Source organism: Nocardia sp. CDC519, assembly GCF_059509835.1.
The window spans coordinates 5401925-5425704 of record NZ_CM183377.1 but is presented as its reverse complement, the minus strand read 5'-3'; the positions used below and the strand labels follow the sequence as shown (position 1 = coordinate 5425704).

Sequence of the window (23780 nt, the reverse complement as noted above, 5' to 3'; positions counted from 1 at the left end):
GTGTGTGTCATCGGAGCGTCGGCGCGGCGCGGCCCGGAGATCGGTCGATCGGCCGAGGCCGGGTGCCGGTGGCTGGGCGAGGCTCCATGCCGGTTGTATTACAACCGGGCCGCCGCACCACCGAATCCGTGCCCTTGCCGCGCTCGGGCTGTAGGGTCTGGTCCGCCTCAGATCGACCGCGAGGTCGATGACCGACGACCAGACAGGGGAGTCCCGGGTGATTGCCATGGACCAGAGTTTGCGGACCGAACAGCGTGGTGACGGGACCTGGCGAGCCTGGTATGTGGACTCGGAATGGATGGCGGACGGGTTCTCCAAGCAGGAAGCCGTCGCGGCGGCCCAGCGGTTGCGCCGCGGCGACAGCGGATCCTGAGCCGACGCGCACATCTTTTTTGGTCATATCGCCAGTGGTTGATCCGCTGACGCTGTGAGTGTGTCCAGACTGCGCCGCACAGCGCCGAACTCGTGTGCCTGCCCGGTTATCTTCGGCCGGACCACTGCACGGCGAGAGGCATATCCGGATGACGACTGGCACCGAAACGAAGCTGGACCGATTGCGCGAGGTGCTGGCCGTCGCGGCGGAGCCGGCGGGTGCCGCCGGGATCGCCAAACGTGCGCAGAAGGGCATCCCCAGCGTGCGGTCCAGGGTGCAGGCGCTGCTGGATCCGGGGACCTTCGCCGAGATCGGCGGGCTGGTACGTAATCCGCGTGACCCCGACGCCATGTACGGCGACGGCGTGGTGACCGGCCACGGCCGCATCGACGGCAGGCCCGTGGTGGTGATCGCACACGACCAGACCGTGTACGGCGGTTCGGTCGGTGAGATGTTCGGACGCAAGCTCACCCATATCTTGCGCTTCGCCTTCGAGAAGGCCTGCCCCGTGGTGACGATCAACGATTCCGGCGGGGCGCGGATCCAGGACGCGGTCGCCTCCCTGGCCTGGTTCGCCCATATGAGCCGCTGCCAGGAACGGCTGTCCGGTTTCGTGCCGCAGGTGTCGATCATGCTGGGCAAATGCGCGGCGGGTGCGGTGTACGGGCCGATCAATACCGATGTGCTGGTGGCGACGCCGAAGGCGCATATGTTCGTCACCGGCCCCGAGGTGATCAAGGCGGTCACCGGTGAGGATGTCACCGCCGAGGAACTGGGTGGCGCCGAGGTGCAGGCCCGCAACGGTGTGATCCATCAGGTGTGCGAGACCGAGCAGGACGCCTTCGACTGGGCGCGTAAGTATCTGAGCTATCTGCCGTCGAGCTGTGTGGAGCAGCCGCCGATCGTCAACCCCGGTCTCGAGCCCGAGATCACCATGCATGACCTCGAATTGGAGTCGATCATTCCGGACTCCGATCGCGAGGGTTACGACATGCACGAGATCCTGCTGCGGATCTTCGACGACGGTGATTTCCACGAGATCCGGGCGGCCCATGCCCCGAACCTGATCACCGGTTTCGCCCGGGTCGACGGCCGCCCGGTGGGGGTGCTGGCGAATCAACCGCTGGTGCTCGGTGGTGCGCTGGATGCGAACTGCTCGGACAAGGCCACCTACTTCATCCGGTTGTGCGATGCGTTCGGGCTGCCGCTGATCTTCGTGGTGGATACGCCGGGGATCCTGCCCGGCGTCGAGGAGGAACGCAACGGCGTCATCATCCGGGGTGGCCGGGTGCCGCGCGCGATCATCGAGGCGACCGTGCCGATCATCAATCTGGTCGTGCGCAAGGTGTACGGCGGCGCGTACGGGTTCATGGCGTGCAAGCAGCTCGGCGCCGATGTCAGCTTCGCCTGGCCGACCGCCCGCATCGCGGTGATCGGTGCCGAGGGCGCCGTCGACATCGCCGGGCGCAGGCAATTGCAACAGGTGCCGCCCGAACAGCGGGCTGCGGTGCGCGAGTTCATGATCGAGCAGTACAACGCCACCGTCGCGACGCCGTGGGTGGCCGCCGAGCGCGGCTACATCGACGCCGTCATCGAACCGTCCACCACCCGCCTGGAGTTGCGGCACGCACTGCGCCTGCTGCAGGACAAGGCCGCGGCGGCGGAGTTCAACCCGCGCAAGCACAGCTTGTATCCGATGTGAAGACACGGCCGCTCGTGCGGCCAGTTCAGGACGTACGTCATGGCCGGATTCGGGCATCGAACGGTGACGGTCGTCGCCGCCCTGCTATCCGGTGCGGCCGCGGTGGTCCCAGCGAGCGCCACGGCCGCGCCCCTCGATCCCATCGCGGTCCTGTGCACAGGCAGCGCGGATGGTTCCGGCGGGACCTGCGGGCGGTGGACCGGGTCGAGCCACTACGAGACCGGGGCGGATGCTCGTCGGCCGGTCGGTGAGGGTCTTGCCGTAGGTGGCGTCTGGCCTGACCAGTCGCGGTACCTGCTGGCTCGACCAGCGCAATCGCGTCGTGAATGCCGTTGGGCCGACAGTGGATCCTGCGATGCGCTGAAATGCCCTGGAACGTAGTGGCCTTTCCGTAGCCGGCAGATCGTGTTTGCTGGAAATCGCACCCGTGGCACCGCCCGGGGATGGCCTGCCGTCGATCGCAACGTGCCACGGATATGGGTATGCCCACCGAGCGGGCAGGGCCTGAGCCGCTCGATGGGCATCCGCCGGCCGTCGGACGGAACCGGCGCGGGTCACCGGTTTCGGGTGCGGGCGGCGGCCGGGCTCCCACCGGACCGGCCGGAGTCGGTGTCGATCCGGTCCGGTGGGTGCCGGTCTAGGGGGTGGTCAGAGTTGTCCGCCGCCGCCGATGAGCCAGGGGTTGAAGGTGCATTGCAGTTGCGGGAACTGCACCGGATCCAGGGCATTCAACGCGATCGACAGCGCGCGGGGGGAATACATCATGGTCAGGTGGTCGGAGATGTCTTGTTCGCAACCGTCCTGCAGGGTGATGTTGCGGACGGTAGCCCCCGGACCCGGCTTCAAAAAGGTCAGGTCGTAGGGATTGGTGATCTCGTCGTAGCGGGAACCCACGATCGTGTAATCCACCCCCGCCACGGTGTCCCCATTGGCGTTGAGCTGGTTGACGAAGTCCGAGCCGATGGTCTGCTGGATCCCGGCATGCCCGACGAAGATCTCGATGAACCCGAGGATGTCGATGCCCAGGTTGTTGATCGCACGCCCCAGCGCGCCGATCCCGTCCAGGCTGGTGCCGTGATGGGTGGCGCCGTAGGTGATCAGGTTCTTCACCTTCGCCGCGCCGCCTTCGAACTTGGTGTACCAGTTCGACATCGACCCACCCTGCGAGTGCGCCACGATATCGACCTCGGAGGCACCGGTGGCGGCCAGCACCCGATCCACGAACACCGCCAACTGCTTGGCCGAATCCTGGATATACCCGGTGCCCATCACCCCGGGCAGCACCGACCCCAGGCCACCGCCCTCGAGCAGGTTGGAGCGACCGTAGTTGAAGGTGAAGGTGCAAAACCCGGCATCCTTGATCGGCTGCCCCATATAGGCGTAGCCGTTGTAGGCGTTCATCCACGTGCCGTGGATCAACAACACCGGCCGCGGATGCTCGGGCGTCGGCTTGCAATTCCAGTCATTGGCCCCCGGCGGCGCCGCATCACCATTGGCCAGCCCATAGGCGAATGCCGCCAGCCACGACGTCTGCGCCGGACCCCACCCCACCGTGTCGGAGGCATACCCACCCGCCGACCCCGAACTACTCCCGGACCCGCCGTAACAATCACCAGAACCATTACCCGAACCCGCACCCGACCCCGAATCACACGCCGACCCCGAACTCGACCCCGAATCAGCCACCGGCCCCGCCACCGACCGACCCGCCGCAATATAATCGGCCAAATCCTGCTCCGTCGGCGCAGCCGCAGCCCGACCACCCACCGACGTCAACGCCAGCGCCACCGCGCCCGCCACCAGCACCGAACGCCACAACCGGCCAGAGGTACTACGTCTCATCACATGCCTTCCTGAACAACGCTGCCGCCGCGAATTCAACGGCATCGAAACTGCGCCAACGGTATTTGCGGAATCGGCGCCATCTCGGGAAGAAGCGTGGTCTCTGGAAACTTCACGAAAAACGTTCACCGGCATTCGGCACAGGGGACAGTCACAGCGGCGGGATCTTGTGTGATGTCGTCCGAGAACATCGGAGTATCAGCTGTTCCCGGCGTTGAGCAGCGGTTCTGCTGAACTGTATGAAATAGATCGTGCCTCGGGTTCGCCTGATCAATGTGTGTGGAAACAATTCTCGAAGAGCACACGCTGTGAGCTGTCCAATTGCTCATCGCTACCCGCGTTTCCGCGAATCGCACCGGATACGGTGATCATCCCGGTGAAATCGTCAGGGTGCGAACGCGTCCGCGCCGCCGCGTCGGAGCGAGGAATCGGACGCATCTCGGCGCCGAGATATCAACGGCGCGTGAGCAATGCCGTGCGCAGCACCGGGCCCGGACAGGAGGGCGAAGCCGGATGTACCTCGCAGGCATAGTGGTGACCTGGTTGACCTTCGCCGCACTCGGAACCACCTCGCTCTGGGTGGTGTGGGCGGCCCCCGGTCCCACCCGCGTGAAGATGCAGCGCTCCCTCGGCCCGGTCTGCCTGCTGAGCGTGGTGGTGATGCTGGTGTGGATGCAACTGGCGGCCGGCTGGTGAAAAGGTCACGGCCGCATCAGGATGCCAGTCCGCGCACCTGTTCCAGGAGGCCGACGATCTGCTGAATGGTGTCGAGATTCTGCAACGGCTCGGGGATGCGCCGGCGCAATCGCTCCCATCGGGTGGTGGCGGCCGGGATATCCGGTTCCGGGTCGGCGAGGTCTTGGAGAACATCGTCGACATCGGCGGCCGAATCCGGGGCCGCGGCCAGCTGGGCGCGCAGCCGGGCGAGTTCCTCGCGAAGTTCGGCGAGAGCGGTGGCGAGCTGATCGGTCTCCGCGCCTGCCGACAGATCGACCGGGCCGGTGATCTGCCCGTTGTTGCCCGAGCCGCCGATGTTTCCGGCGGCCACCCGCCCGCCGGTGATGTTGACCGAGGAATCTGACATGAGGGCCTCCTAGTTCGTCGCAGCGCCGGCGCCGGCTCCCACCGAGCCGGAATTGCCCATGCCGCCGATATTCCCGGCGATGACGTTCGAGTTGTTGATGACGGTCGAGTTGTTGATCTGCTGGACCATGTCGGCGAATCCCTTGGCGGCAATGCCTTTTTCCCGCAGGAACCGATGCACGGAATCCAGCGTGCGCTGCTCGAGGATCTTGAGGTAGCGGTCGCAGTCGGTTTCCTGGAACAGGTTGGCGAGTTCGTCGCCCGCGCCGAGTTCCCGGATGCTCGCGGCGGCTCCGAAGACCTGCTCCGCCTGATCCGGCGTGGTCCACGAGCCACCGGCGCGGCGGCGCGCCGACACGCCACGGATCACATCGGCGATCCGGCCGGGCACGGAGGTGGGCAACAACGCCAGATCGCCCGCGGCGGCCCACAGTGTGCGTAGTTCGAGCATGCTCGGCGGGGAATCGACGCGGCGGAATTCGGGCGCGATCGGGGCAAGGACGAATCCATGCCATTCGAGCACGAGCATCCGCTCCTCGCAGCCGACGTGCAGAAAGCCCGATACCGCGAGTTGCCGCGCCCAGCCGTCCAGCCGGTAGCAGCGGTAATAGCGTAACCACTCCGGTGATTCGTTGCTCAGTGCCGCCCAATCTTCGGCGTTCAACTCCGGTTCCGCGCCGGCATCGAGCCGGCCGAGCAGCGCGCGCCCGGACGGATTGTGCAACAGGTCTGCCGGCGAGAGCAGGGCCCAGCTGGTGACGCCGAGTTCGGCGAAGCGCCGGCCCGGGGTGAGGGTCGGCGATCTGCGCAGTGTTTTCAGATCTGCGGTGACGAACTCCTGGAGCTCACGGGGCTCGAACCTCGGCACCGGGTCGGTGGCGCGCGTGGGATCGGCCGACTCGGCGGTCTCCGAGCTCGCATACAGTTCCAGCGCCGACGACCAGGACCGGACCCGGACGCCCGCGCCGACGAACGGTTTGTGGCCGCGATACACCACGACCTCGCCCGAGCTGTCCTGCGCGCGCCGCAGCTGATCCTGGGAGATGCGGTGCAGCCGGTCGGCGTACGGCGCGCTCGCGGTGATGGCGGCCTCTCGCGGTGGACTGTCCGGTTGATATCGCCCGTAGCCGTACCAGGTGGTGGCGACCTGCCACGGCAGATAGTGCCGGGCGATCAGCAGGCACAGCATCGCGGTCACCAGGGCGAGGGTGATCAGCATGAACACGGTGGACAGGGCGGAATCAGGGGTGGTGAGGATCGGCTCGCCGATCGATTCCATGGCCAGCGAGGGCAGCGCGGTCGACAACGCGCTGAGCGCCGACCAGGCGAGCGCGGTGACCCACCATCGCCGGTGCCGCTCGGCGAGGAACCAGTTGGACCCGCCCCTGCCCTGCGCCAACCGGGCCACGATCGCCGCGCACAGCCGCCACGTGAGCCCGGCGATCAGCCAGACGAGCACCAGAATCGGCGAGAACACGGTGGTCAGGATGAGCGTGGCCACCAGCACGAGGTTGATGGTGCGCCGCCGCCACTGGGCTGCCGCCGCCTCGCGAAGCACGGTGACGGCGTCCACTCCCGGCGAGGGCGGAACGGCCCGTTTCGGCTCCGCCAGATATTCCTCGACCAGTGCATCGGCCAGCGCGTCGTCGAGGTGAACCGCGGCCGCCAGGAAGCGCGTCGGCTCGTCGGTGGGTGTGCTCATCGCGGCCTCGGCGACCGATCCCGATGCGTGGCCGGTGTGCTCATCCCTCGCCCCCTGACGAACGTGAATCGCTTGTGCCCCAGAGGTTATCAGCGGTCACCGACGACAGCTCGGGATTCACGGCGCGCATCTTCTCGGCTATCGGAGTGTCGTGGCCGGGAGTGTCGGCCGAGGGCGCGGACCGGAACGGATCTGCGCGCACCCCTTGCCCCGAACTAGAACGCGTTCTAACTTTGAGGGTGCATCTGTCGACGACGCGGGCCCGGAAGGCGCATGAATGAACACTGATCCGCAGATCACCGAGGTCGATCTCCTCCATCGGGAGCCGTTGGCGGTCGATATGCTCATCCGCTCGCTCGAGCTGTATGCCGACCGGACCGCGGTGCATATCGGCGACGAGCAGCTGACCTACCGGCAGGTGCGCGACCAGATCAGCAAGTTCGCCCAGGCATACACCTCGCTCGGCCTCGGGGTCGGTAGCCCGGTGGCGATCCTGTCGGCCAATCGGCCGGAGGTGCTGTTCACCCAGGGCGCCAATGCCGTCACCGGGGTCCGGTTCGCCGCACTGCACCCGATGGGTTCGCTCGACGATCACGCCTACGTGCTGGAGGACGCGGGCATCGAAACCCTCGTCTACGATCCGGACAAATACGAACAGCGCGCCGCCCAGCTCGCCGAGCGGGTCCCCGGGCTGAAGAATCTGCTGGCCTTCGGCCCCACCGAAGCGGGCACCGATCTGCTGGCCGCCGCCGACGCCTTCGCACCTGCCCCGCTGGTGGCCCCGGACGTCGCCCCCGGCGACACCGTCAGCCTCGCCTACACCGGCGGCACCACCGGCAAATCCAAGGGCGTGATGCTCAGCTTCCGCGGTGGCGCGACGCTGCTGCGCATCCAGATGACCGAATGGCAGTGGCCGCAGGAGGTGCGCTTCCTGGTCTGCACGCCGCTCAGCCACGCCGGTGGCGCGTTCTGGAACCCGACCAGCCTGCAAGGCGGTTCCATCGTGGTGCTGCCCGGTTTCGATCCGGCGACCGTGCTCGCCACCATCGAGAAGTACCGCATCACCTCGACGATGCTGGTCCCGACCATGCTCTACGCCCTGCTCGATTACCCCGATCTCGACAAATACGACCTGTCGAGCCTGGAGACGGTCTTCTACGGCGCCTCGGCCATCTCACCGACCCGGCTGGCCGAGGCGATCGAGAAGTTCGGCCCGATCTTCTTCCAGTTCTACGGCCAGGCCGAATGCCCGATGACGATCTCGGTGCTGCGCAAGGAAGATCACGATCCGGCCGTGCCCGAGCGGCTGGCCAGCTGTGGCCGCCCGGTGCCGTGGCTGCACGTCGCGTTGCTCGACGACGAGGGCAACGAGGTGCCGACGGGTGAGCCGGGCGAGATCTGTGTGCGCGGCCCGCTGGTGATGAAGGGCTATCTGAACAAGCCCGAGCAGACCGCCGAGGCCACCGAACACGACTGGCTGCACACCGGCGATATCGCCCGACGCGACGCCGACGGTTTCCTCTACATCGTCGACCGCAAGAAGGACATGATCGTCACCGGCGGCTTCAACGTCTATCCACGGGAAGTGGAGGATGTGCTGTCCGCGCATCCCGCCGTCAGTGCCGCCGCGGTGATCGGTGTGCCCGATGACAAATGGGGCGAGGCCGTGAAGGCCGTCGTGGTGCTGCGTGCGGGCCGCGAAGTGACGGTGGAGGAGTTGCAGGCGCTGGTGAAGGAACGTAAGGGCGCCGTATACACGCCCAAGTCCATCGATGTCGCCGACAGCATCCCGCTCAGCCCGCTGGGCAAGCCGGACAAGAAGGCTCTGCGCGCGCAGTATTGGAGCGACGGTGCCCGCCAGGTGAACTGAGCTCTCGCGGGCGCCGGCGGGGCGACGTGTTCCGCCGGCGCGGCCTTGTGGAGGTCAGCAGCAGGGGCCAAGTACTTTCCGCCCGCATCTGAGCGACAAACGACATTCGTTGTCGCTCAGATGCGGGCGGAATGCTCTCGAAGTAGGCACGAACGCACGCCCCCGCGAACGGATTCGATCGCGGCTGCGCGGCGAAACAGATGGCGGAATCAGCGATCCGGCGGACCGGCGAGAATCGCGGTCACCAGATCGATCAGCTCCTCGAGTACTTCCTCCGGCGTGAGCCGGGTTCCGCTCAGTGCCAGCATGTCGCGCAGTCCGTCGAGATCGCCGAGGGCCTGGAAGGTCAGGCTCATGGCCTGGGTCAGCCGGAACCGGATGGTGCGGGCCGGGACGTCGGGATAGATCGCGCCGAGCAGCGAGGTGAACCGGCGTGCCTGCGGGGCGAAACCCTCGGTGATCCGCGACAGCGCGGGATGCCTGCTGCCGATGATGCCCGCGACGATGGTGACCCACGCGGTACCGCCCGCGGCGATCTGCTCGGCCACCGGACGGACGAACGCCTCGGCCAAGGAGCGGGCCGTGGCGTCGCCGGAAGCCTCGATGTGGTCCAGCAATTCGGACCGCCGTTGCGACACCTGCCCGCCTCGCTGTTCGAGCAGGGCCTCGACCAGCGCGTCCTTGGAACCGAAGTGGTAGTGCACCGAGGCGACGTTCGCGCCGGCCGCCGACATCACCGCCCGCAGCGACACCGCGTCGATCCCGCGCTCGGCGAACAGCCGTTCGGCGGCGCGGATCAGGCGCTTGTCGGTGGGCAGGGCGGTGTCATCCGGCCCCGCCTGCGCGGGTTCCGTCGAAAGTCCTCGGCTCACGTGCGCACCCTAATCGAGCGGGCCGGGTGCACCGTAGAGCGTCACGACCACCGCGCCACCGAGCCCGAGGTTGTGTGCGAGCGCGCGGCGGGCGCCCTCGACCTGACGCGGCCCGGCCTCGCCGCGCAGCTGCCAGGTCAGCTCGGCGCACTGGGCCAGGCCGGTCGCGCCGAGCGGATGCCCCTTGGAGATCAGCCCGCCGGACGGGTTGACCACCCAGCGTCCGCCGTAGGTGGTCGCGCCGGAGTCGATCAGCGCGCCCGATTCGCCGGGCGCGCACATGCCGAGTGCCTCGTAGGTGATGAGTTCGTTGATCGAGAAGCAGTCGTGCAGCTCGATCACATCGACCTCGTCGATGGTGCTTCCGGTGGCGGTGAAGACCTCGGCGGCGGCCTTGTGCGTCATCGGAGCGCCGACGACATCGATCATGGATTCGGTGCCGAAGGAGGAGGTGTCGTCGGTGGCCAGCGCCTGCCCGAGGATCTCCACCGCGCGGTCGGCGAGACCGTGAGCCCGGACGAACGCCTCGCTGACGACGACCGCGGCCGCCGAACCATCGGACATGGGCGAGCACTGCGAGCGGGTGAGCGGATCGTGCACCGGCTTGTCACCGAGCACCTGGTCCAGGGTGTAGGCGTCCTGGAACTGCGCGTACGGGTTGCGGGTCGAATGTTCGTGGTTCTTCACCGCGACGCCGGCGAGTTGCGCACGGCTGGTGCCGTAGCGGCGCATGTGCTCGGCGGCCGCGGCGCCGAAGAACTGAGCGGTCAGCGGCGCCGTACCGAAACCGTTGGTGGACTTCAGAACCGCGATATGCCGGTCGATGGTGCTGACCGCGGGTGTGCCCGAACCGGCCATGGCCTCCTTGGTCATCTGCTCGAAGCCGACGGCCAGCGCCACGTCCACCAGCCCGGCCTGCACCCATTCGCGGGCCAGCATCAGCGCGGTGGAACCGGTGGCGCAGTTGTTGTTCACGTTCACCATCGGAATGCCGGTGAGGCCCACGTCGTAGAGGGCGCGCTGACCCGCCGTCGACGGCTGGAAGACGTAGCCGACGGCCGCCCGCTGCACCTGGCCGTACTCGATGCCCGCGTCGGCCAGCGCCGCGCCCACCGCCTCGGCGACCATATCCGGGTACTGCCAGTCCCGGCTGGCGATCTTCTCGAATTTCGTCATCCCGACGCCGATGACGAAGGCTCGCTGGTTCACGGTGTTTCTCCTCGAAAGCGCTGTGCGCGTTGATGTGTGCTGGTGATCAGTGCTCGGGTCGGTCGCTGCCGACGACCCACAGGGCATGGAATTGCGAGGCGCCGCCCATCGCGTGGCCGATGGCGAGTTTCGCGTCGGGCACCTGATGGGCGCCCGCGGTGCCGCGCACTTGGAGCGCGGCCTCGGCGAACCGCAGCAGGCCGGTAGCGCCGGTGGGGTTGCCGGACAGCACCCCGCCCGACGGGTTGATCGGCAGTTCTCCGCCGAAGGCCGTGCGACCGGAATCGACCATCTTCCAGCCCGCCCCGACCTCGGCCAGCCCGATGTTCTCCAGCCACATCGGCTCGTACCAGCTGTAGGGGATGTAGAGCTCGGCGGTGTCGATCTCCCGGGCCGGATCGGTGATGCCTGCCTGCCGATAGGCCTCGGCGGCGCATTGCCTGCCCGCTTCCGGATTCACCTCGTCGCGCCCGGCGAAATGGCCGGTCTCGGTGCGCCAGGCCATGCCGTGGATCCAGGCGGGCGGCTGCGGGTTGTGCTCGGCGTCGGCTTCGCCCGCGAGCACCACCGCGCACGAGCCGTCCGAGGACGGGCACGACTCGAGGTACCGGATCGGATCCCACAGCATCCGCGAATCCCGCACCTCCTCGACGGTGATATCCGGACGCTGGATGTGCGCGTACGGATTGCGCGTCGCGTTGAGCCGATGATTGACCGCGACCTGCCAGCCGATGTGCTCGGGTGCGCCGGACCGGCGGATGTATTCACGGATGACCGGCGCGAAATGACCGCCCGCCCCGGCGCCGAGATTGGCGCTGAAGGGCAGGCCGCGCGAGAGCGCCCAGGTGAAATCGCCTTCGGATTCCTTGGAATAGGCGACCACGAGCACCCGGCGCGCCAGCCCTGCCTGCACCAGGTGGGCCCCGTAGATCGCCGCGTGCCCGCCGACGCTGCCGCCGGTGAACACCCGGGTGACCGGCAATCCGCGTGCGCCCATCGCATCGGCCAGATACAGCTCCGGATTCATCACTCCGTCGAACAGGTCCGGGGTCTTCGACAGCACGATGGCGTCGATGTCGCGGTGTTCGAGTCCGGCGTCGGCGAGCGCGGCGTCGACCGATTCGCGGACCAGCCCGCCGATGGTGACCTCGCGTTTCTTGGCCTGCTTGCTCTGGCCGATGCCGATGACCGCGGTTCTCATCGATCTCCCTCCATCAGGCAGATCAGGTTCTGCTGGAGTGCGGGGCCGTTGGTGGCGTGGGCGAGGGTGCGGTCGGCGCGCCCGTCGAGGATGTGCGCGGCGGCCTCGCCGATCCGGATCAGGCCGGTGGCGGTCGCGGGCCGCCCGGCCAGCGGTCCGCCTCCGGGATTGATGCGAGCGCCGTCGAGGCCGAGCGTGCGCGCCAGCAGCGGTTCCTGATAGCTGTATTCGCAATGTAATTCGGCGATGTCTACCTCGGCCGGGCCGAAGCCCGCGAGCTCGGTGGCCCGTGCGGCGGCGGCATCGACGGTGTCGGCGCGGGTGAGATCGCGGGTGCCCGGATAGTGGCTGTCCATCCGGTGATCGGCGCCGCGCACCCACGCGGGCCGGGCGGCGAGCCTGCGCGCGGCATCGCCCGCGGCGAGCACCACGACCGCCGCCGCGTCCCCGGCCGGCCCCACGTCGTGGGCGCGCAGCGGCGATGCGATGTAGGGCGCTTCCAGTAGCTGATCTACCGGATACTCGCCGGATATCTGTGCGGCGGGGTTACCGGCGGCCGCCGCGAGGCTGCGCGAAACAACTTCGGCCAGTTCACGTTCGCTCACCGCGCCGGACTCGATGAGCGCCGACGCCTGCAACGCTGCGATGGCATCGCGATGCGGGCGCAAGGGTGCGAGGAAATACGGATCCAGCTGCGCGGCCATCACCTGATCCAGATCCTGCGGCAAGGACCCACGGCCGATGCCGTACACCACCGCGATATCGCCCTCACCGAGCTGCAACCAGCTCCATGCCTCGTACAAGGCCCAGGCCGCGTCCATCTCGACATGCGATTCCGAGATCGGCGGCCACGCCCCCACCGCATCGAGGGATTCGATATAGGCGAAGGTCCGGCCCTCGAAGAAGTCGTGGCTGCCGGAGGCGAAGAAATCCACGTCGTCGCGGGTGATGCCTGCGGTGTCGAGGGCGCGGCGGATCACCGGCAGCAGGATCTCGGCCATATCGTGGCGCCGGTCGGCGGCCGCGCACGGCGACTGGGCGAAGGCGACGATACCCACCTCACGCATCGGAACCTCCTGCCTCGGTGCGGATTTCGCCGGCAGTGAGGGGCCGGTAGTAACGGATGGCGTTCATCGATGTCTCGAGCGCGTCGTCGGCGCACCAGACCGGTTCGACGGCCATGCCGATGCGCACCCGGCCGGGCTCGATCTCCTGGATCAGATGCATCAGCCGGGTGTCGGCGCCGCGCACCTGGATGTGGGCCGCCACGTAGGGCGGGGTGAAGACCTGGCCGGGGAACGGGAAATTCACCACGCAGAAGGTCGAGATGATGCCGTCGCCGGGCAGTTCGAACGGCTCGGACAGCTCGGTCAGACAGCGCGAGCAGAACTCGGGCGGCGGCAGGTACACCTGGGCGCAGCTCGGGCAGCGGCGGGCCAGCAGGTGCCGTTTCGCCAGTCCGCGCAGGAACACCGATCGGCCCACCCCCGCGACGTAGGTGTAGTCCATCCGGAATGGATTGGTGAACTCGGTGACGGGTTCGGGCAGCCGGGTGCTCATGAGGCCACCGGCTCGAAGCAGACGATGTCGCGGATGCTGCCCACTCGCTCGTCGCGCCAGCGCGCGGTGACTCGCAGGCCCGGTGTCATGCGTGCGGGGTCGCCGCCGGTGTCGACGGCATGGAACAGCCCGCCCTCGGCGCCGTCGATGCTGATCAACGCCCAGGCGTAGTCGTGCGGAATGTCGTCGCCGGCGCGGCGCGGTACCCAGGTCCAGTGCCGCACCGTTCCGGTCTCGGCGAGTTCGACCAGCTCGCCGGTCGCCCGGGCGGTCTCCGGATCGAACTCGGCGGCCGGGCACAGCACGGTGCCACGATCGGTGCGGGTACCGAAGAGCCTGCCCTCGCGCAGGCCACCGAGGAAGGCCCCGATCGTCGGGCCGACCGTGCGGTTGAACGGGAATTGCAGGCTGTAGGGCGCATTCAAGCTGTCGTGGGGTGTTTCGGCTGTCATGAGGCTCCTGCCGACTGGTACCGAGAGTGGCGGCCGGGCCCGGTGGGGGGAGCGGGCGGCGAGTCGATCGTGACCCAGTGCCGTACCGCGTGTCAATCAGTCGTTTTAAACAGGTGATTGAGGGTCATGTACAGCCGGTCGGCGATGTCGTAGTCTGGCGCCGAAGTAGAACTTGTTTCAGAAGCGTTCCTCGGGTGAGGAGATTCCCATGGCCATAGTCCACTCGCTGCCCGCAACGGCCGACGGCCACCGCAGGCTCGGCCTGAGTAACCCGGCGACCCGCGACGAGGTCGGTGAGATCGTGGTGAGCACCGCGGACGAGGTCGCCGAGGCGGTACGCCGGGCCCGTGCGGCGCAGCCGGGATGGGCCGCCCGCCCGGTCGAAGAACGCGCGGACATCATCCGTCGCGCGGTCGGGGTGCTGGTCGCGCGGCGCGACGAGATCGTGGCCACCGTGCAGGCGGAAACCGGTAAGCCGCGGGTGGAGGCGCTGGCGGTGGAGATCGTGCCCTCCTGCGATTTCCTCAACTACTGGAGCGGGCGGGCGCGCAAGGACCTGGCCGACGAGAAGCGACGGCTGCACGGGTACCTCGCCCCGCTGAAGAAGCTCCGCATCAACTATCAGCCGCTGGGCGTTGTCGGTGTGATAACGCCGTGGAACGGTCCGTTCGTGCTCTCGCTCAACCCGGTCGCGCAGGCGCTGCTCGCGGGCAACTCGGTGGTGCTCAAACCCTCCGAGGTGACGCCGCATTCGGCCGAATGGGCGGTGCAGATCCTGCGTGAGGCCGGTGTTCCCGACGACGTCGTGCAGGTGCTGCACGGTGACGGCGAGACCGGGGCCGCGCTGGTGGACAGCGATATCGACAAGATCTCCTTCACCGGCAGCGTGCCCACCGGCAAGAAAATCGCCGCCGCCTGCGCGGCCCGGCTGATCCCGTGCACCATGGAGCTCGGCGGTAAGGACGCGATGATCGTGTGCGCCGACGCCGATCTGGAGCGCGCCGCGGCGGGTGCGGTGTATCTGTCGATGTTCAATACCGGGCAGGTCTGCGTCGGCGTCGAGCGGATCTACGTGGTGGACAGCGTCGCCGACGAGTTCATCGCCAAGGTCCAGGAGAAGGCCCGAGCCGTCACTTATGGTCCCGGCACCGGCAAGGATGTCGGTCCGCTGTTCTGGGATCGTCAGCTCGACATCGTCACCAGGCATGTCGACGACGCGGTGGCCAAGGGCGCCAAGGTGCTGGTCGGCGGCAAGAGCGACACCGCGGACGGGGTGTTCTTCCAGCCGACGCTGATCGTCGACGTGACCCACGACATGGACCTGATGCGCGAGGAGACCTTCGGCCCGGTCGTGGCGATCATGCGGGTCGCCGACGAGGACGAGGCGGTCCGCATGGCCAACGACTGCGCCTACGGGCTCAGCGGCAGCGTGTTCAGTAAGAACCCGGACACCGTGGTCCGGCTCGCCAAACAGCTGCGCACCGGGTCGGTGGTGCACAACGACGCCTCGGTGATCTACGGGGTGCCCGAGGCGCCGTTCGGCGGACGCAAGGACAGCGGACTGGGCCACGTCAACGGCCGGGACGCCCTGCGTGGCTTCACCCACGCCCAGCCGGTGCTACTGGATCGGTGGGGATTGAAGAAGGAGAACCTCTGGTACCCCTACACCGACAAGACCGTGCGGACGCTGGAGCGGATGATCGACCTGGCATTCGGTAGCTCCATCGCCCGCAAGCTCATGTCCTGACGGGGGGCGGGTTCAGAACGATTTGTGCGGCACGCCGACCGTCAACCCGCCGTCCACCACGAACTCCGCGCCGGTCGAATACGAGGACTCGTCGCTGGCGAGGTAGGTGACCAGCGCCGAGACCTCCTCGGGATCGGCGCCGCGGCCGAGCGGGATCTGCAGGAAGTCTTCCGGGATGCCCTCGGTCATCGGGGTGCGGATGAGGCCGGGGTGGATGGAGTTCACCCGGATGCCGTGAGGCGCCAGCTCCAGCGCGACCGACTTGGTGAGCCCGCGCACGCCGAACTTGCTGGCGGTGTAACCGTGCAGACCCGGGCTGCCGCGCAGGCCCTCCACGGAGGAGACGTTGATCATCGAGCCGCCACCGGCCGCGATCATGGCCGGGGTGGCGGCCTGCATGCCGAGGAAGGTGCCGGTCAGGTTGATATCGATGATCCGCCGCCATTCGGCGTATTCGAAGTCGGCGATGAGATTGCCGTTGACGATGCCGGCATTGTTGACCAGCACGTTCAGCGAGCCGAACCGGTCGACGGCGGCCGCGACGGCGGCGCGCCAATCCTCGGGTTCGCGCACATCGAGGTGGACGTAGGCGATATCGGGACCCAGTTCCTCGGCCAGTGCTTTGCCCTCCTCGTCGAGGACGTCACCGATCACCACCTTGGCGTCCTCGGCCAGCATCGCGCGCGCGTGCGCGGCGCCCATCCCGCGCGATCCGCCGCTGATCAATGCCACCTTGCCGGTCAACCGTGCCATTGCCGATCTCCTCTTCGGTAATCCCTGACTGCTGGTGAAACACGTTACAGAAATGCCGCGCGGTTTCGCTGCGGAAGTTTGCCATCGGGTGTGGACCGTGGGAATTGGTGGAACATTCGCGGTGGCGTGGGGTCGGCGGCCCGGCCGCGGTGTGGCATCATTGAGTAGAACGAGTTCTAGAAATTGTGCGCGGATGAGCCCATGGAGGTTCGCGATGGGAACAGGCCGATCGGTGCGGACCGGTCCGTTCGTGGTGCCCGAGATCGATGAGATCCCGGGCGGGCGCCTGCTCGAACTGCCCGGCCGCGGACGCACCTACGTCGTCGACCTTCCCGGCCCGCCGGACGCGCCGACGTTGATCCTGCTGCACGGCACGGCGTGCACCGCGATGCTCAATTGGTTTCCCGCGCTGGAGACGCTCTCGCGGCGCTACCGGATCGTGCTCTTCGATCAACGCTGGCACGGGCGCGGCATCCGCTCGCAGCGCTTCCGGCTCGATGATTGCGCCGATGACGTGGTCGCGGTGGCCGACGCGCTGGGGCTGGAACGCTTTGTCTGCGTGGGCTATTCGCTGGGCGGCGTGGTCTCGCTGCTGACCGCGCACCGTCATCCGGAGCGGGTGACCGGGCTCGTATTGTGCGCGACTCCGTATCGCTTCCAGGACAAATGGCGCGAGCGGGCCTTTCATCGCAGCTTCGCGGCCATGGCGGGTGCGCTGGGCGATTACCCGTATCGGCGGGCCGAGCGGCTGGCCGAAGCGCTACCGGAGCTGCCGGTGGCATTGATTCCCGGACAGCTGCGCCGATGGGCGATGGGGGAGTTCCGCAGTACCAGCGGGTGGGCGTTGACTCCGATATTGGCCGAGATCGGCCGGTTCGACGCGACCGAATGGCTGTCGAGCCTGCGGATGCCGACGGCGGTGGTCATCACGACCAAGGACAGGGCGATTCCGGTGTACCGGCAGATCGACATGGCGGCCGCGATACCGGGGGCGAGCATCCATCCGGTTCCTGCGGGGCATACGGCCTGCGCGTTCGCCGCGGACCGGTTCGTTCCGGTGCTCGACGAGGCCTGCGCGGCGGTGGCGGCACGTTTGTGAAGGACGACCCTGTTCGACGCCGGTGGCGAACAGGGCGGTCGGTCGGAGCGTGATCAGCCCCGAGCTCGCGCCGCGGCCAGCAGATCGGCGATCACCGCGGGTACCGCATCGGCGAGCTCGCCGACATCGGGGACCAATTCACGGCAGGCGATGAACCCGAAGTCCAGATCGCCGCAATTGGACAGCACGGTGACGGTGAGCCCCGCGCCGTGGAAGACCGGCCCGAACGGATACATGCCGTCCACCCGCACGCCGAGGAAATACAGCGGCATCGGCGGCCCGGGAACATTCGACACCACCAGGTTGTGCACCACCGGATGCGCCTGCGCCAGTTTCAGCGACGAATAGACCCGCGAGGCGAGCTGAAAGGTGTTGGGCGGTGCGTACTTCGACCAGTCCTGCAAGAAGTCGGCGCCGATCAGATCGTGCTCCTTCTTCGCTTCCTCGTTCGTGGCGGCGAGCATCTTCAGCCGTTGCTCCGGATCGGCGATATCGGTGCCGAGCCGGCAGAACAGCGTCGAGACCTTGTTGATGCCCTCGGTGTGCCGGGTGGAATCGTGCACCGAGACCGGCACCGAGGCGATCAGCGAGCGATCGGGCAGCTCGCCATGGCTGTCGAGGTAGGTGCGTAGTACTCCGCCGACGATCGTGAGCACCACATCGTTGACCTTGACGCCGAAGGCCGCCTTGATCTCCTTGATCGCGCCAAGATCGGCCTTGGTGAACGCGACGGCGCGGTGCGAGGTGATGGCCTTGTTGAACGGGGTGCGCGGTGCGGAGAACGGTAACGCCATGCCCGCCTGGTTCTTTCGTCGCCGCTGCGCGAATCCGGCGACCATCCCGAGGGTCTTGGGCACCATCCCGAGCACACCTACCTTGCCGGGGAACCGCACCAGCGCGCGGGCGGCCAGTTCGAGATCGCTCGGCTCCGGTTCGGGCTGCCATGGCTGTGGATCGGGACGCGACGCGCCCGGCTCCAGATCGCACAGGTGCATCATCATGTTGGTGCCCGTGATGCCGTCGACGGCGGCGTGATGGTATTTGCAGATCACCGCGATCTTGCCGTCCTCGAGGCCCTCCACCACCGACATCTCCCACAGCGGCCGGTCCCGGTCCATCGGGCGGCTGGCGATATCGCCGATGAGCTCGGCGAGCTCGGCGCGCCCGGCGGGCCTTGGCAGCCCGACCCGGCGGATGTGATAGTCCAGGTCGAAATTCGGGTCGTCGACCCAAACCGGATGGTCGAGATTGAACGGCACCTCGTGCACTTTCCGCCGCATATGCGGAATGAGTGGCAGCCGGCGGCCGAGTTCGGTCTTCAGTTCGTCGAAGGAGTAGGTGCCTTCGACGGGGTCGAGTATCAGCAGGGCGCAGACGTGCAGATGCTGGGTTCCGGTCTCCAGATAGAGGAAACTGGCGTCCAGGCCGGTGAGTTGTTCCATAGCAAAAGCCTACTAGAACGTGTTCTAGAAATTCGCCCGTTCGGCGCGAAGTCCATCACAGTAGCGGCCGGTATTGCCAGATCGTGACCGAGGTGTCTCGGTCCGGAATCTGTATGTAACCCATGGTTGCATCTATGTGGATGCTATTGCTACGGTCGTGAAGGAAGATCGACGATGATCGCCGCCGACGGTGCTGTGACACGCTGAGGAGTATCGATGAAGCTACTTCGCCGGGGCCGGCCGCGCCCGGATACCGATCCGGGGCCGGTGGCGCTGCATGCCCGCAATGTGCGGTTCGACTGGTCCGGCACACCGTTGCACTGGATGGCAGCCGAGCCGATCGCCTCGCATCTGATCAACTCCCTGAACCTGCTGCTTCCCGAAGGCGAGCGCATGTTCTGCGCCACCTACACCGAGGCGCTGCCGTTGGTGCGGGACGAGAAGCTGCGTGAAGCCATGCTCGGCTTCATCGGCCAGGAAGCAATGCACGCCCAGACCCACGACAAGGTGCTGCACGAGGTGCTGGCCGCGCACGGCATCGATCCGGAGCCCTTTCTGCGCCAGGCCGAGTATCTGTTCCGCATCTCGCTCGGACCGCGTGACGACACCGGCAATGCGCGCCATCAGCAGCTCGTGGAACGGCTGACCATCATCGCCTGCCTGGAACACTTCTTCGCCTACCTCGGCGACTGGGTGCTCAATGCCGATCTGGAGAAGTTCGGCGCCGATCCTCGCGTGGCCGACCTGTTCCGGTGGCACGGCGCCGAAGAGGTCGAGCATCGCCACGTCGCCCACGATGTCGCGGTGTATTTCGGTGCGGGGTACCTGCGGCGGGCGGCGATCATGACGCTGGTTTTCCCCGCCTTCATCGGGCTCGTCGCGCGCGGCACCAAGTTCCTCGTCCGCCAGGATCCGGCACTGCCCGACTACGGGTACCCGCGCTTGGTGCCGGCGATCTTCGCCGCGATGTGGCGGGGAGCGTTGCCCGGCGTGCCATCGCTGCTGCGAAGTGCGATGTCGACCTTCAAGCCTGGCTACCACCCGGAATCCGTCGGTTCCACCGCGCAGGCCATCGCGTATCTGGCCGCGTCCCCGGCGGCCCGGGCAGCCGCGTCGTGATCGCCACCCCGCCCGCCGACCTGTACGGCAAACGGTCGACTGATCGCACGATGCGGCTGCTCGACGCGGTCGTCGAGGCTCGATTGCGCTGGGCCGCATGGGTGAATCGCAGGCCGCGCGCGCCGCGTGCCGATGACGGCCGGATCCGGGTGGTGGTCGCCGAACGCCGGATCGAGGCCAGCGACACCGATGTGATCAGTCTGGTGCTGCGCGCACCCGACGGCCGCGAACTCCCGGCCTGGCGTCCGGGTGCGCATCTGGACCTGGAACTGCCGTCGGGCAGGCTGCGGCAATACTCACTGTGCGGCGATCCGGCCGACACGCGCGCCTATCGGGTCGCCGTGCGGCGCATCCCCGACGGTGGTGGCGGCTCCCTCGAAGTGCACCGCGACCTCGTCGTCGGCACGCCGATCACGGTGCGCGGACCACGTAACGCCTTCCCGTTCGCGGTGCCCGGCTACGGATCGCCCGCCACGCGACTGCATTTCGTCGCCGGCGGAATCGGCATCACCCCGATCCTGCCGATGATGCGGCTGGCCGACCGGCTCGGCGTCGACTGGTCCATGGTCTACACCGGCCGAAGCTGCGACACCATCCCGTTCCTGGACGAGGTGCAGCGCTTCGGCAGCCGGGTCACCGTGCGCACCGACGACGAGCACGGGCTGCCCGACGCGGCCGCCTTGCTGCCCGCCGTCACCAGCGGCACCGCCGTCTACTGCTGCGGGCCGGTGCCGATGACCGGGATGGTCGCCGACGCGATCCGGCACCTGCCCGGCGTGGAACTGCATTCCGAGCGGTTCTCGCCGCCGCCGATCGTCGACGGCGTGCCCTTCGAGATCGAGCTGGCCGCCACGGGTGAGGTGCTCGAGGTGCCCGCCGACCGGACGGCTCTCGACGTCATCCTGGAAACCCGGCCGGACCGGCCGTATTCGTGCCGTCAGGGCTTCTGCCGCACCTGCACGGTGCGGGTGCTGGCCGGGCAGCCCGATCACCGCGACACCGTGCTCACCGAGGCCGACCGCGCCGCGGGGGACATGCTCATCTGCGTATCCCGTTCGGCGGGTGGACGTTTGACGCTGGACCTGTAGAGGAGACCACCTGTGACCACCCGATCATCCGAACCGGAGCACCTTCGGCGCACCGTGCACAACGGCGAGTTCGCGCTCGCGGTGCACGAGTACGGCGACCCAGCCGCCGAGACCGTGGTACTGGTGCACGGCTGGCCCGACACCCATCACCTGTGGGACAAGGTGGTGCCGCTGCTGGCGCGCCGGTTCCACGTCGTCAGCTACGACACCCGCGGCCACGGTGAGTCCACCCGCACCCGGCGCACCGCCGACTTCCGGCTCGACGAGCTGGCCTCGGACTTCTTCGCCGTCGCCGACGCGGTCAGCCCTGATCGGCCGGTGCATGTACTGGCCCACGACTGGGGATCGGTGCACATCTGGGAAGCGGTCTGCGAACCGGGCGCATCCCGGCGCGTCGCCTCGTTCACCTCGGTTTCCGGGCCCAATCTGGACCATCTCGGCAAATGGGTGCGCGCGCGGCTGTCGCGGCCGACGCCGCGCAATGTGTGGCAGCCGCTCACCCAGCTGGCCTCCTCGGCCTACACCTTCTTCTTCATGACCCCGGTGCTGCCGCGCGTCGTGTTCGGTCAGGTGGCCACCGAGGGACGCTGGCGGCAGCTGGTGGGATTGATGAACGCGACCTCGGCGTCGAATGTGTCGCTCGGCAGCACCTTCCGCCAGGACATCGTCGACGGGCTGCTGATCTACCGGGCGAATATCCTGCCGCGGCTGCTGGCTCCCCGGGAACGACACACCGATGTGCCGGTGCAGTTGATCGTCGCCGGACGCGATGTCGCGGTCCGGCCCGCGGGCTACGACGACGAACGGACCTGGGCGACGCGGCTGTGGCGCCGGGATGTGCCCGCCGGGCATTGGATGCCGTTTTCCCACCCGGAGCTACTGGCGAGCGCGACGACCGAACTCATCGACACGCTCGCGGGACGGCCCACGCCGCGTGGCTTGCGTCGCGCCGAGATCGGCCGCAGCCGAGGCGAATTCGGCGATCAGCTGGTGGTGATCACCGGCGGCGGCAGTGGGATCGGACGCGAGACGGCATTGGCATTCGCGCGCCGGGGCGCCGAGATCGTGCTGTCGGATATCAACCTGGCCGCGGCCAAGGAGACGGCCGAACTGGTGGCCGCCGCCGGTGGGCTCGCCCATGCCTACCAGCTCGATGTTTCCGACGAAACCGCGGTGAACGATCATGCTCGGGCCGTGCTGGAAACCCACGGTGTGCCCGACATTCTGGTCAACAACGCGGGAGTGGGTCAGGCGGGCGATTTCTTCGATACCCCGTCGGCGGAGTTCGACCGGGTGATGCGGATCAATCTCGGCGGAGTAGTCAACGGATGCCGGGCATTCGGGCCCGCGATGGCAGAACGCGGTACGGGGCATATCGTGAACCTGTCCAGCATGGCCGCGTACTCACCACAGCAGGGGTTCAGCGCATACGCCACCAGCAAATCGGCGGTCTTCATGTTCTCCGATTGCCTGCGTGCCGAACTCGCCGGGCGCGGAATCGGGGTGCACACCATCTGCCCCGGCATCGTGCACACCAATATCGTTGCCACCACTACTTTTTCGGGTGTCGACGCTGACGAGGAAAAGCGCAAGCAGCAGCACTACGACAACCTCTACCGGATGCGTCGTTACGGCCCGGACAAGGTCGCCGAACAGATCGTGACGGCGGTCTCGCGCGGACGCAGCATCGTCCCGGTGACGCCGGAAGCTCGGGTGAACTATCACCTGAGCCGGTTGGCGCCCGCCATCGGCAGGTTCGTGGCGGCGCGGGTGAAGCTCACCTGAGTTCTGCGCGCCGCAGTTCGGCTTCGATGGCCGCCACGCGCGCGGCGTCGATACCCCACGGGGCGTCGACGCCGACGCGGGTGTCGAGGTCCCACAACACGCACGGCTCACCGGGGGCGCCCACCATCGCCCAGGCGACAACGGTGCGCCCGAGCTGGGCGCTCATCGAGCCGTGCGAGCCGGCGCGGGCAGCGACCCCTTCTGGATAGTGGTGCAGGAACCTACCGTAGGCCTGCTCGCAGAAGCGGGCGTAGAGCTCGGTGCACAGGATCAACCCGTGCCATGCCTCGTCCACCGCGCGGGACGGCATCCCGATCACCTGCCCGTCCCGCATGGCCGCTCCGCAACACCGAAGCCACTGCCGCAGACCGGTTTCCACCAGCTCGCGCGGCTGCCACGGGCAGGTCTTGTAGATCGCGTCCGGCAGCTCGAGGTCCCGGACCGCCCGATCGACCCGAGCGAGCTCGACTTCCCGGCGGCTTCGTCTGCTGAATCCGAACACAGTTCACTGTAGGACCGGAAGCCCTACGCTGCGATGTATGGGGCTCATCATGTTCTCGCTGGTGCTGATCGTGCTGGTGACCGCGGCGGTCGGTGGGATCGTGGCGTTCGTGGTCGCCGTGCAGCGCGCGGGCCGGCCCCGGCACCGAGGTCGGCCGCCGGGACCCTACTGGGCGGCAGGCGGTTCGGAGTATCCGGATGGGGGTGGCCATCACAGTGGAAGCGGTGCGAGCTGTGGTGGGGGATCGAGTTGTGGCGGAGGCGGTTCCAGCTGCGGTGGTGGCGGCTGAGCGCATCCCTGACCGAGAACCGCCGCCGCCACCCTCGGCGGGCCCGTTGCGAATGCGGTTCCGGCCCTGCGTGATCGGGTAACCAGAGCT

The 23780-nt window shown here is 67.7% G+C and carries 21 protein-coding genes; 9 read left to right on the top strand and 12 right to left on the bottom strand.

Annotated elements, in window-relative coordinates; genetic code table 11:
- Nucleotides 1-226 precede the first annotated feature (226 nt).
- Together AC5W7N_RS24505 and AC5W7N_RS24500 are read left to right on the top strand one after the other, a co-directional pair.
- Nucleotides 227-373, top strand: coding sequence for a hypothetical protein (locus AC5W7N_RS24505; protein WP_163814752.1), 147 nt, complete (start codon nucleotides 227-229; stop codon nucleotides 371-373).
- A gap of 148 nt (nucleotides 374-521) precedes the next feature.
- A complete protein-coding gene (locus AC5W7N_RS24500; protein WP_490725060.1) occupies nucleotides 522-2075 on the top strand; it encodes an acyl-CoA carboxylase subunit beta in 1554 nt (517 codons plus the stop codon).
- A gap of 648 nt (nucleotides 2076-2723) precedes the next feature.
- Here AC5W7N_RS24500 and AC5W7N_RS24495 read toward each other — a convergent pair.
- Complete coding sequence (locus AC5W7N_RS24495; RefSeq protein WP_490725059.1) at nucleotides 2724-3917, bottom strand: esterase/lipase family protein; 1194 nt, start codon at nucleotides 3915-3917, stop codon at nucleotides 2724-2726.
- Nucleotides 3918-4430: 513 nt separating this feature from the next.
- Between AC5W7N_RS24495 and AC5W7N_RS24490 the strand changes: the two genes are divergently transcribed.
- The gene (locus AC5W7N_RS24490; protein WP_163814749.1) at nucleotides 4431-4613 is read left to right on the top strand and encodes a hypothetical protein; all 183 of its coding nucleotides are present in this window, start codon (nucleotides 4431-4433) and stop codon (nucleotides 4611-4613) included.
- A gap of 16 nt (nucleotides 4614-4629) precedes the next feature.
- On the opposite strand, the gene AC5W7N_RS24485 is transcribed toward AC5W7N_RS24490, so the two are convergent.
- Both AC5W7N_RS24485 and AC5W7N_RS24480 read right to left on the bottom strand, forming a co-directional pair.
- Nucleotides 4630-5001: a hypothetical protein gene (locus AC5W7N_RS24485; RefSeq protein WP_195021175.1), complete on the bottom strand. Its 372-nt coding sequence runs from the start codon at nucleotides 4999-5001 to the stop codon at nucleotides 4630-4632.
- Between the two features lie 9 nt (nucleotides 5002-5010).
- The gene (locus AC5W7N_RS24480; protein WP_490725058.1) at nucleotides 5011-6702 is read right to left on the bottom strand and encodes a MerC domain-containing protein; all 1692 of its coding nucleotides are present in this window, start codon (nucleotides 6700-6702) and stop codon (nucleotides 5011-5013) included.
- Nucleotides 6703-6979: 277 nt separating this feature from the next.
- On the opposite strand from AC5W7N_RS24480, the gene AC5W7N_RS24475 reads away from it, so the two are divergent.
- Entirely contained in the window at nucleotides 6980-8572 is a 1593-nt protein-coding gene (locus AC5W7N_RS24475; RefSeq protein WP_490725057.1) for an AMP-binding protein, read from the top strand.
- Nucleotides 8573-8781: 209 nt separating this feature from the next.
- Here the strand turns inward: AC5W7N_RS24475 and AC5W7N_RS24470 are convergent, their stop codons facing one another.
- From AC5W7N_RS24470 to AC5W7N_RS24445, 6 genes are read right to left on the bottom strand one after another with little or no spacing between them, the layout of a single operon-like run.
- Nucleotides 8782-9444, bottom strand: coding sequence for a TetR/AcrR family transcriptional regulator (locus AC5W7N_RS24470; RefSeq protein ID WP_163814745.1), 663 nt, complete (start codon nucleotides 9442-9444; stop codon nucleotides 8782-8784).
- A 9-nt stretch (nucleotides 9445-9453) separates the two neighbouring features.
- On the bottom strand, nucleotides 9454-10653 hold the full coding sequence (locus AC5W7N_RS24465; protein ID WP_495922266.1) for a thiolase C-terminal domain-containing protein: 1200 nt from the start codon (nucleotides 10651-10653) through the stop codon (nucleotides 9454-9456).
- A 46-nt stretch (nucleotides 10654-10699) separates the two neighbouring features.
- Entirely contained in the window at nucleotides 10700-11854 is a 1155-nt protein-coding gene (locus tag AC5W7N_RS24460) for a thiolase family protein (RefSeq protein WP_163814743.1), read from the bottom strand.
- Nucleotides 11851-12921, bottom strand: coding sequence for a thiolase family protein (locus tag AC5W7N_RS24455; protein ID WP_163814742.1), 1071 nt, complete (start codon nucleotides 12919-12921; stop codon nucleotides 11851-11853). Before AC5W7N_RS24455 ends, AC5W7N_RS24460 begins: the two co-directional genes overlap by 4 nt.
- Complete coding sequence (locus AC5W7N_RS24450; RefSeq protein ID WP_490725055.1) at nucleotides 12914-13414, bottom strand: Zn-ribbon domain-containing OB-fold protein; 501 nt, start codon at nucleotides 13412-13414, stop codon at nucleotides 12914-12916. The genes AC5W7N_RS24455 and AC5W7N_RS24450 overlap by 8 nt, the downstream gene beginning before the upstream one ends.
- Complete coding sequence (locus AC5W7N_RS24445) at nucleotides 13411-13866, bottom strand: Zn-ribbon domain-containing OB-fold protein (protein WP_195021170.1); 456 nt, start codon at nucleotides 13864-13866, stop codon at nucleotides 13411-13413. The genes AC5W7N_RS24450 and AC5W7N_RS24445 overlap by 4 nt, the downstream gene beginning before the upstream one ends.
- A 208-nt stretch (nucleotides 13867-14074) precedes the next feature.
- Between AC5W7N_RS24445 and AC5W7N_RS24440 the strand changes: the two genes are divergently transcribed.
- Nucleotides 14075-15613 (top strand): aldehyde dehydrogenase family protein, encoded by a 1539-nt coding sequence (locus AC5W7N_RS24440; RefSeq protein WP_495922263.1) that lies wholly within the window; start codon nucleotides 14075-14077, stop codon nucleotides 15611-15613.
- Between the two features lie 12 nt (nucleotides 15614-15625).
- On the opposite strand, the gene AC5W7N_RS24435 is transcribed toward AC5W7N_RS24440, so the two are convergent.
- On the bottom strand, nucleotides 15626-16366 hold the full coding sequence (locus AC5W7N_RS24435) for a glucose 1-dehydrogenase (protein ID WP_163814738.1): 741 nt from the start codon (nucleotides 16364-16366) through the stop codon (nucleotides 15626-15628).
- 214 nt (nucleotides 16367-16580) lie between these two features.
- Here AC5W7N_RS24435 and AC5W7N_RS24430 point away from each other — a divergent pair, with 214 nt between their 5' ends.
- Nucleotides 16581-17465 carry an alpha/beta fold hydrolase gene (locus tag AC5W7N_RS24430; protein ID WP_490725054.1) on the top strand — a complete coding sequence of 295 codons (885 nt, stop codon included), beginning with the start codon at nucleotides 16581-16583 and terminating at the stop codon, nucleotides 17463-17465.
- 53 nt (nucleotides 17466-17518) lie between these two features.
- On the opposite strand, the gene AC5W7N_RS24425 is transcribed toward AC5W7N_RS24430, so the two are convergent.
- Nucleotides 17519-18907, bottom strand: a complete 1389-nt coding sequence (locus AC5W7N_RS24425; RefSeq protein WP_194989838.1) for a WS/DGAT/MGAT family O-acyltransferase — start codon at nucleotides 18905-18907, stop codon at nucleotides 17519-17521.
- A gap of 216 nt (nucleotides 18908-19123) precedes the next feature.
- On the opposite strand from AC5W7N_RS24425, the gene AC5W7N_RS24420 reads away from it, so the two are divergent.
- Genes AC5W7N_RS24420 through AC5W7N_RS24410 form a run of 3 tightly spaced genes read left to right on the top strand, consistent with a single transcriptional unit; the run spans nucleotide 19124 to nucleotide 22899 of the window.
- Nucleotides 19124-20026 (top strand): metal-dependent hydrolase, encoded by a 903-nt coding sequence (locus tag AC5W7N_RS24420; protein WP_495922260.1) that lies wholly within the window; start codon nucleotides 19124-19126, stop codon nucleotides 20024-20026.
- A 50-nt stretch (nucleotides 20027-20076) separates the two neighbouring features.
- Nucleotides 20077-21114 (top strand): PDR/VanB family oxidoreductase, encoded by a 1038-nt coding sequence (locus tag AC5W7N_RS24415; protein WP_495924196.1) that lies wholly within the window; start codon nucleotides 20077-20079, stop codon nucleotides 21112-21114.
- 12 nt (nucleotides 21115-21126) lie between these two features.
- On the top strand, nucleotides 21127-22899 hold the full coding sequence (locus AC5W7N_RS24410) for an SDR family oxidoreductase (RefSeq protein ID WP_490725053.1): 1773 nt from the start codon (nucleotides 21127-21129) through the stop codon (nucleotides 22897-22899).
- On the opposite strand, the gene AC5W7N_RS24405 is transcribed toward AC5W7N_RS24410, so the two are convergent.
- The gene (locus AC5W7N_RS24405) at nucleotides 22892-23401 is read right to left on the bottom strand and encodes a UCP032817 domain-containing protein (protein ID WP_163814733.1); all 510 of its coding nucleotides are present in this window, start codon (nucleotides 23399-23401) and stop codon (nucleotides 22892-22894) included. The genes AC5W7N_RS24410 and AC5W7N_RS24405 overlap by 8 nt on opposite strands.
- Nucleotides 23402-23780: the final 379 nt, after the last annotated feature.

Bases quoted from the DNA above. Each gene is read 5' to 3' on its own strand.
- AC5W7N_RS24495 (WP_490725059.1), bottom strand. From the start codon at position 3,917: ATGAGACGTAGTACCTCTGGCCGGTTGTGGCGTTCGGTGCTGGTGGCG.
- AC5W7N_RS24445 (WP_195021170.1), bottom strand. From the start codon at position 13,866: ATGACAGCCGAAACACCCCACGACAGCTTGAATGCGCCCTACAGCCTG.
- AC5W7N_RS24500 (WP_490725060.1), top strand. From the start codon at position 522: ATGACGACTGGCACCGAAACGAAGCTGGACCGATTGCGCGAGGTGCTG.
- AC5W7N_RS24435 (WP_163814738.1), bottom strand. From the start codon at position 16,366: ATGGCACGGTTGACCGGCAAGGTGGCATTGATCAGCGGCGGATCGCGC.
- AC5W7N_RS24420 (WP_495922260.1), top strand. From the start codon at position 19,124: ATGAAGCTACTTCGCCGGGGCCGGCCGCGCCCGGATACCGATCCGGGG.
- AC5W7N_RS24440 (WP_495922263.1), top strand. From the start codon at position 14,075: ATGGCCATAGTCCACTCGCTGCCCGCAACGGCCGACGGCCACCGCAGG.
- AC5W7N_RS24430 (WP_490725054.1), top strand. From the start codon at position 16,581: ATGGGAACAGGCCGATCGGTGCGGACCGGTCCGTTCGTGGTGCCCGAG.
- AC5W7N_RS24415 (WP_495924196.1), top strand. From the start codon at position 20,077: ATGCGGCTGCTCGACGCGGTCGTCGAGGCTCGATTGCGCTGGGCCGCA.
- AC5W7N_RS24485 (WP_195021175.1), bottom strand. From the start codon at position 5,001: ATGTCAGATTCCTCGGTCAACATCACCGGCGGGCGGGTGGCCGCCGGA.
- AC5W7N_RS24505 (WP_163814752.1), top strand. From the start codon at position 227: ATGGACCAGAGTTTGCGGACCGAACAGCGTGGTGACGGGACCTGGCGA.
- AC5W7N_RS24460 (WP_163814743.1), bottom strand. From the start codon at position 11,854: ATGAGAACCGCGGTCATCGGCATCGGCCAGAGCAAGCAGGCCAAGAAA.
- AC5W7N_RS24455 (WP_163814742.1), bottom strand. From the start codon at position 12,921: ATGCGTGAGGTGGGTATCGTCGCCTTCGCCCAGTCGCCGTGCGCGGCC.
- AC5W7N_RS24450 (WP_490725055.1), bottom strand. From the start codon at position 13,414: ATGAGCACCCGGCTGCCCGAACCCGTCACCGAGTTCACCAATCCATTC.
- AC5W7N_RS24425 (WP_194989838.1), bottom strand. From the start codon at position 18,907: ATGGAACAACTCACCGGCCTGGACGCCAGTTTCCTCTATCTGGAGACC.
- AC5W7N_RS24490 (WP_163814749.1), top strand. From the start codon at position 4,431: ATGTACCTCGCAGGCATAGTGGTGACCTGGTTGACCTTCGCCGCACTC.
- AC5W7N_RS24475 (WP_490725057.1), top strand. From the start codon at position 6,980: ATGAACACTGATCCGCAGATCACCGAGGTCGATCTCCTCCATCGGGAG.
- AC5W7N_RS24480 (WP_490725058.1), bottom strand. From the start codon at position 6,702: ATGAGCACACCCACCGACGAGCCGACGCGCTTCCTGGCGGCCGCGGTT.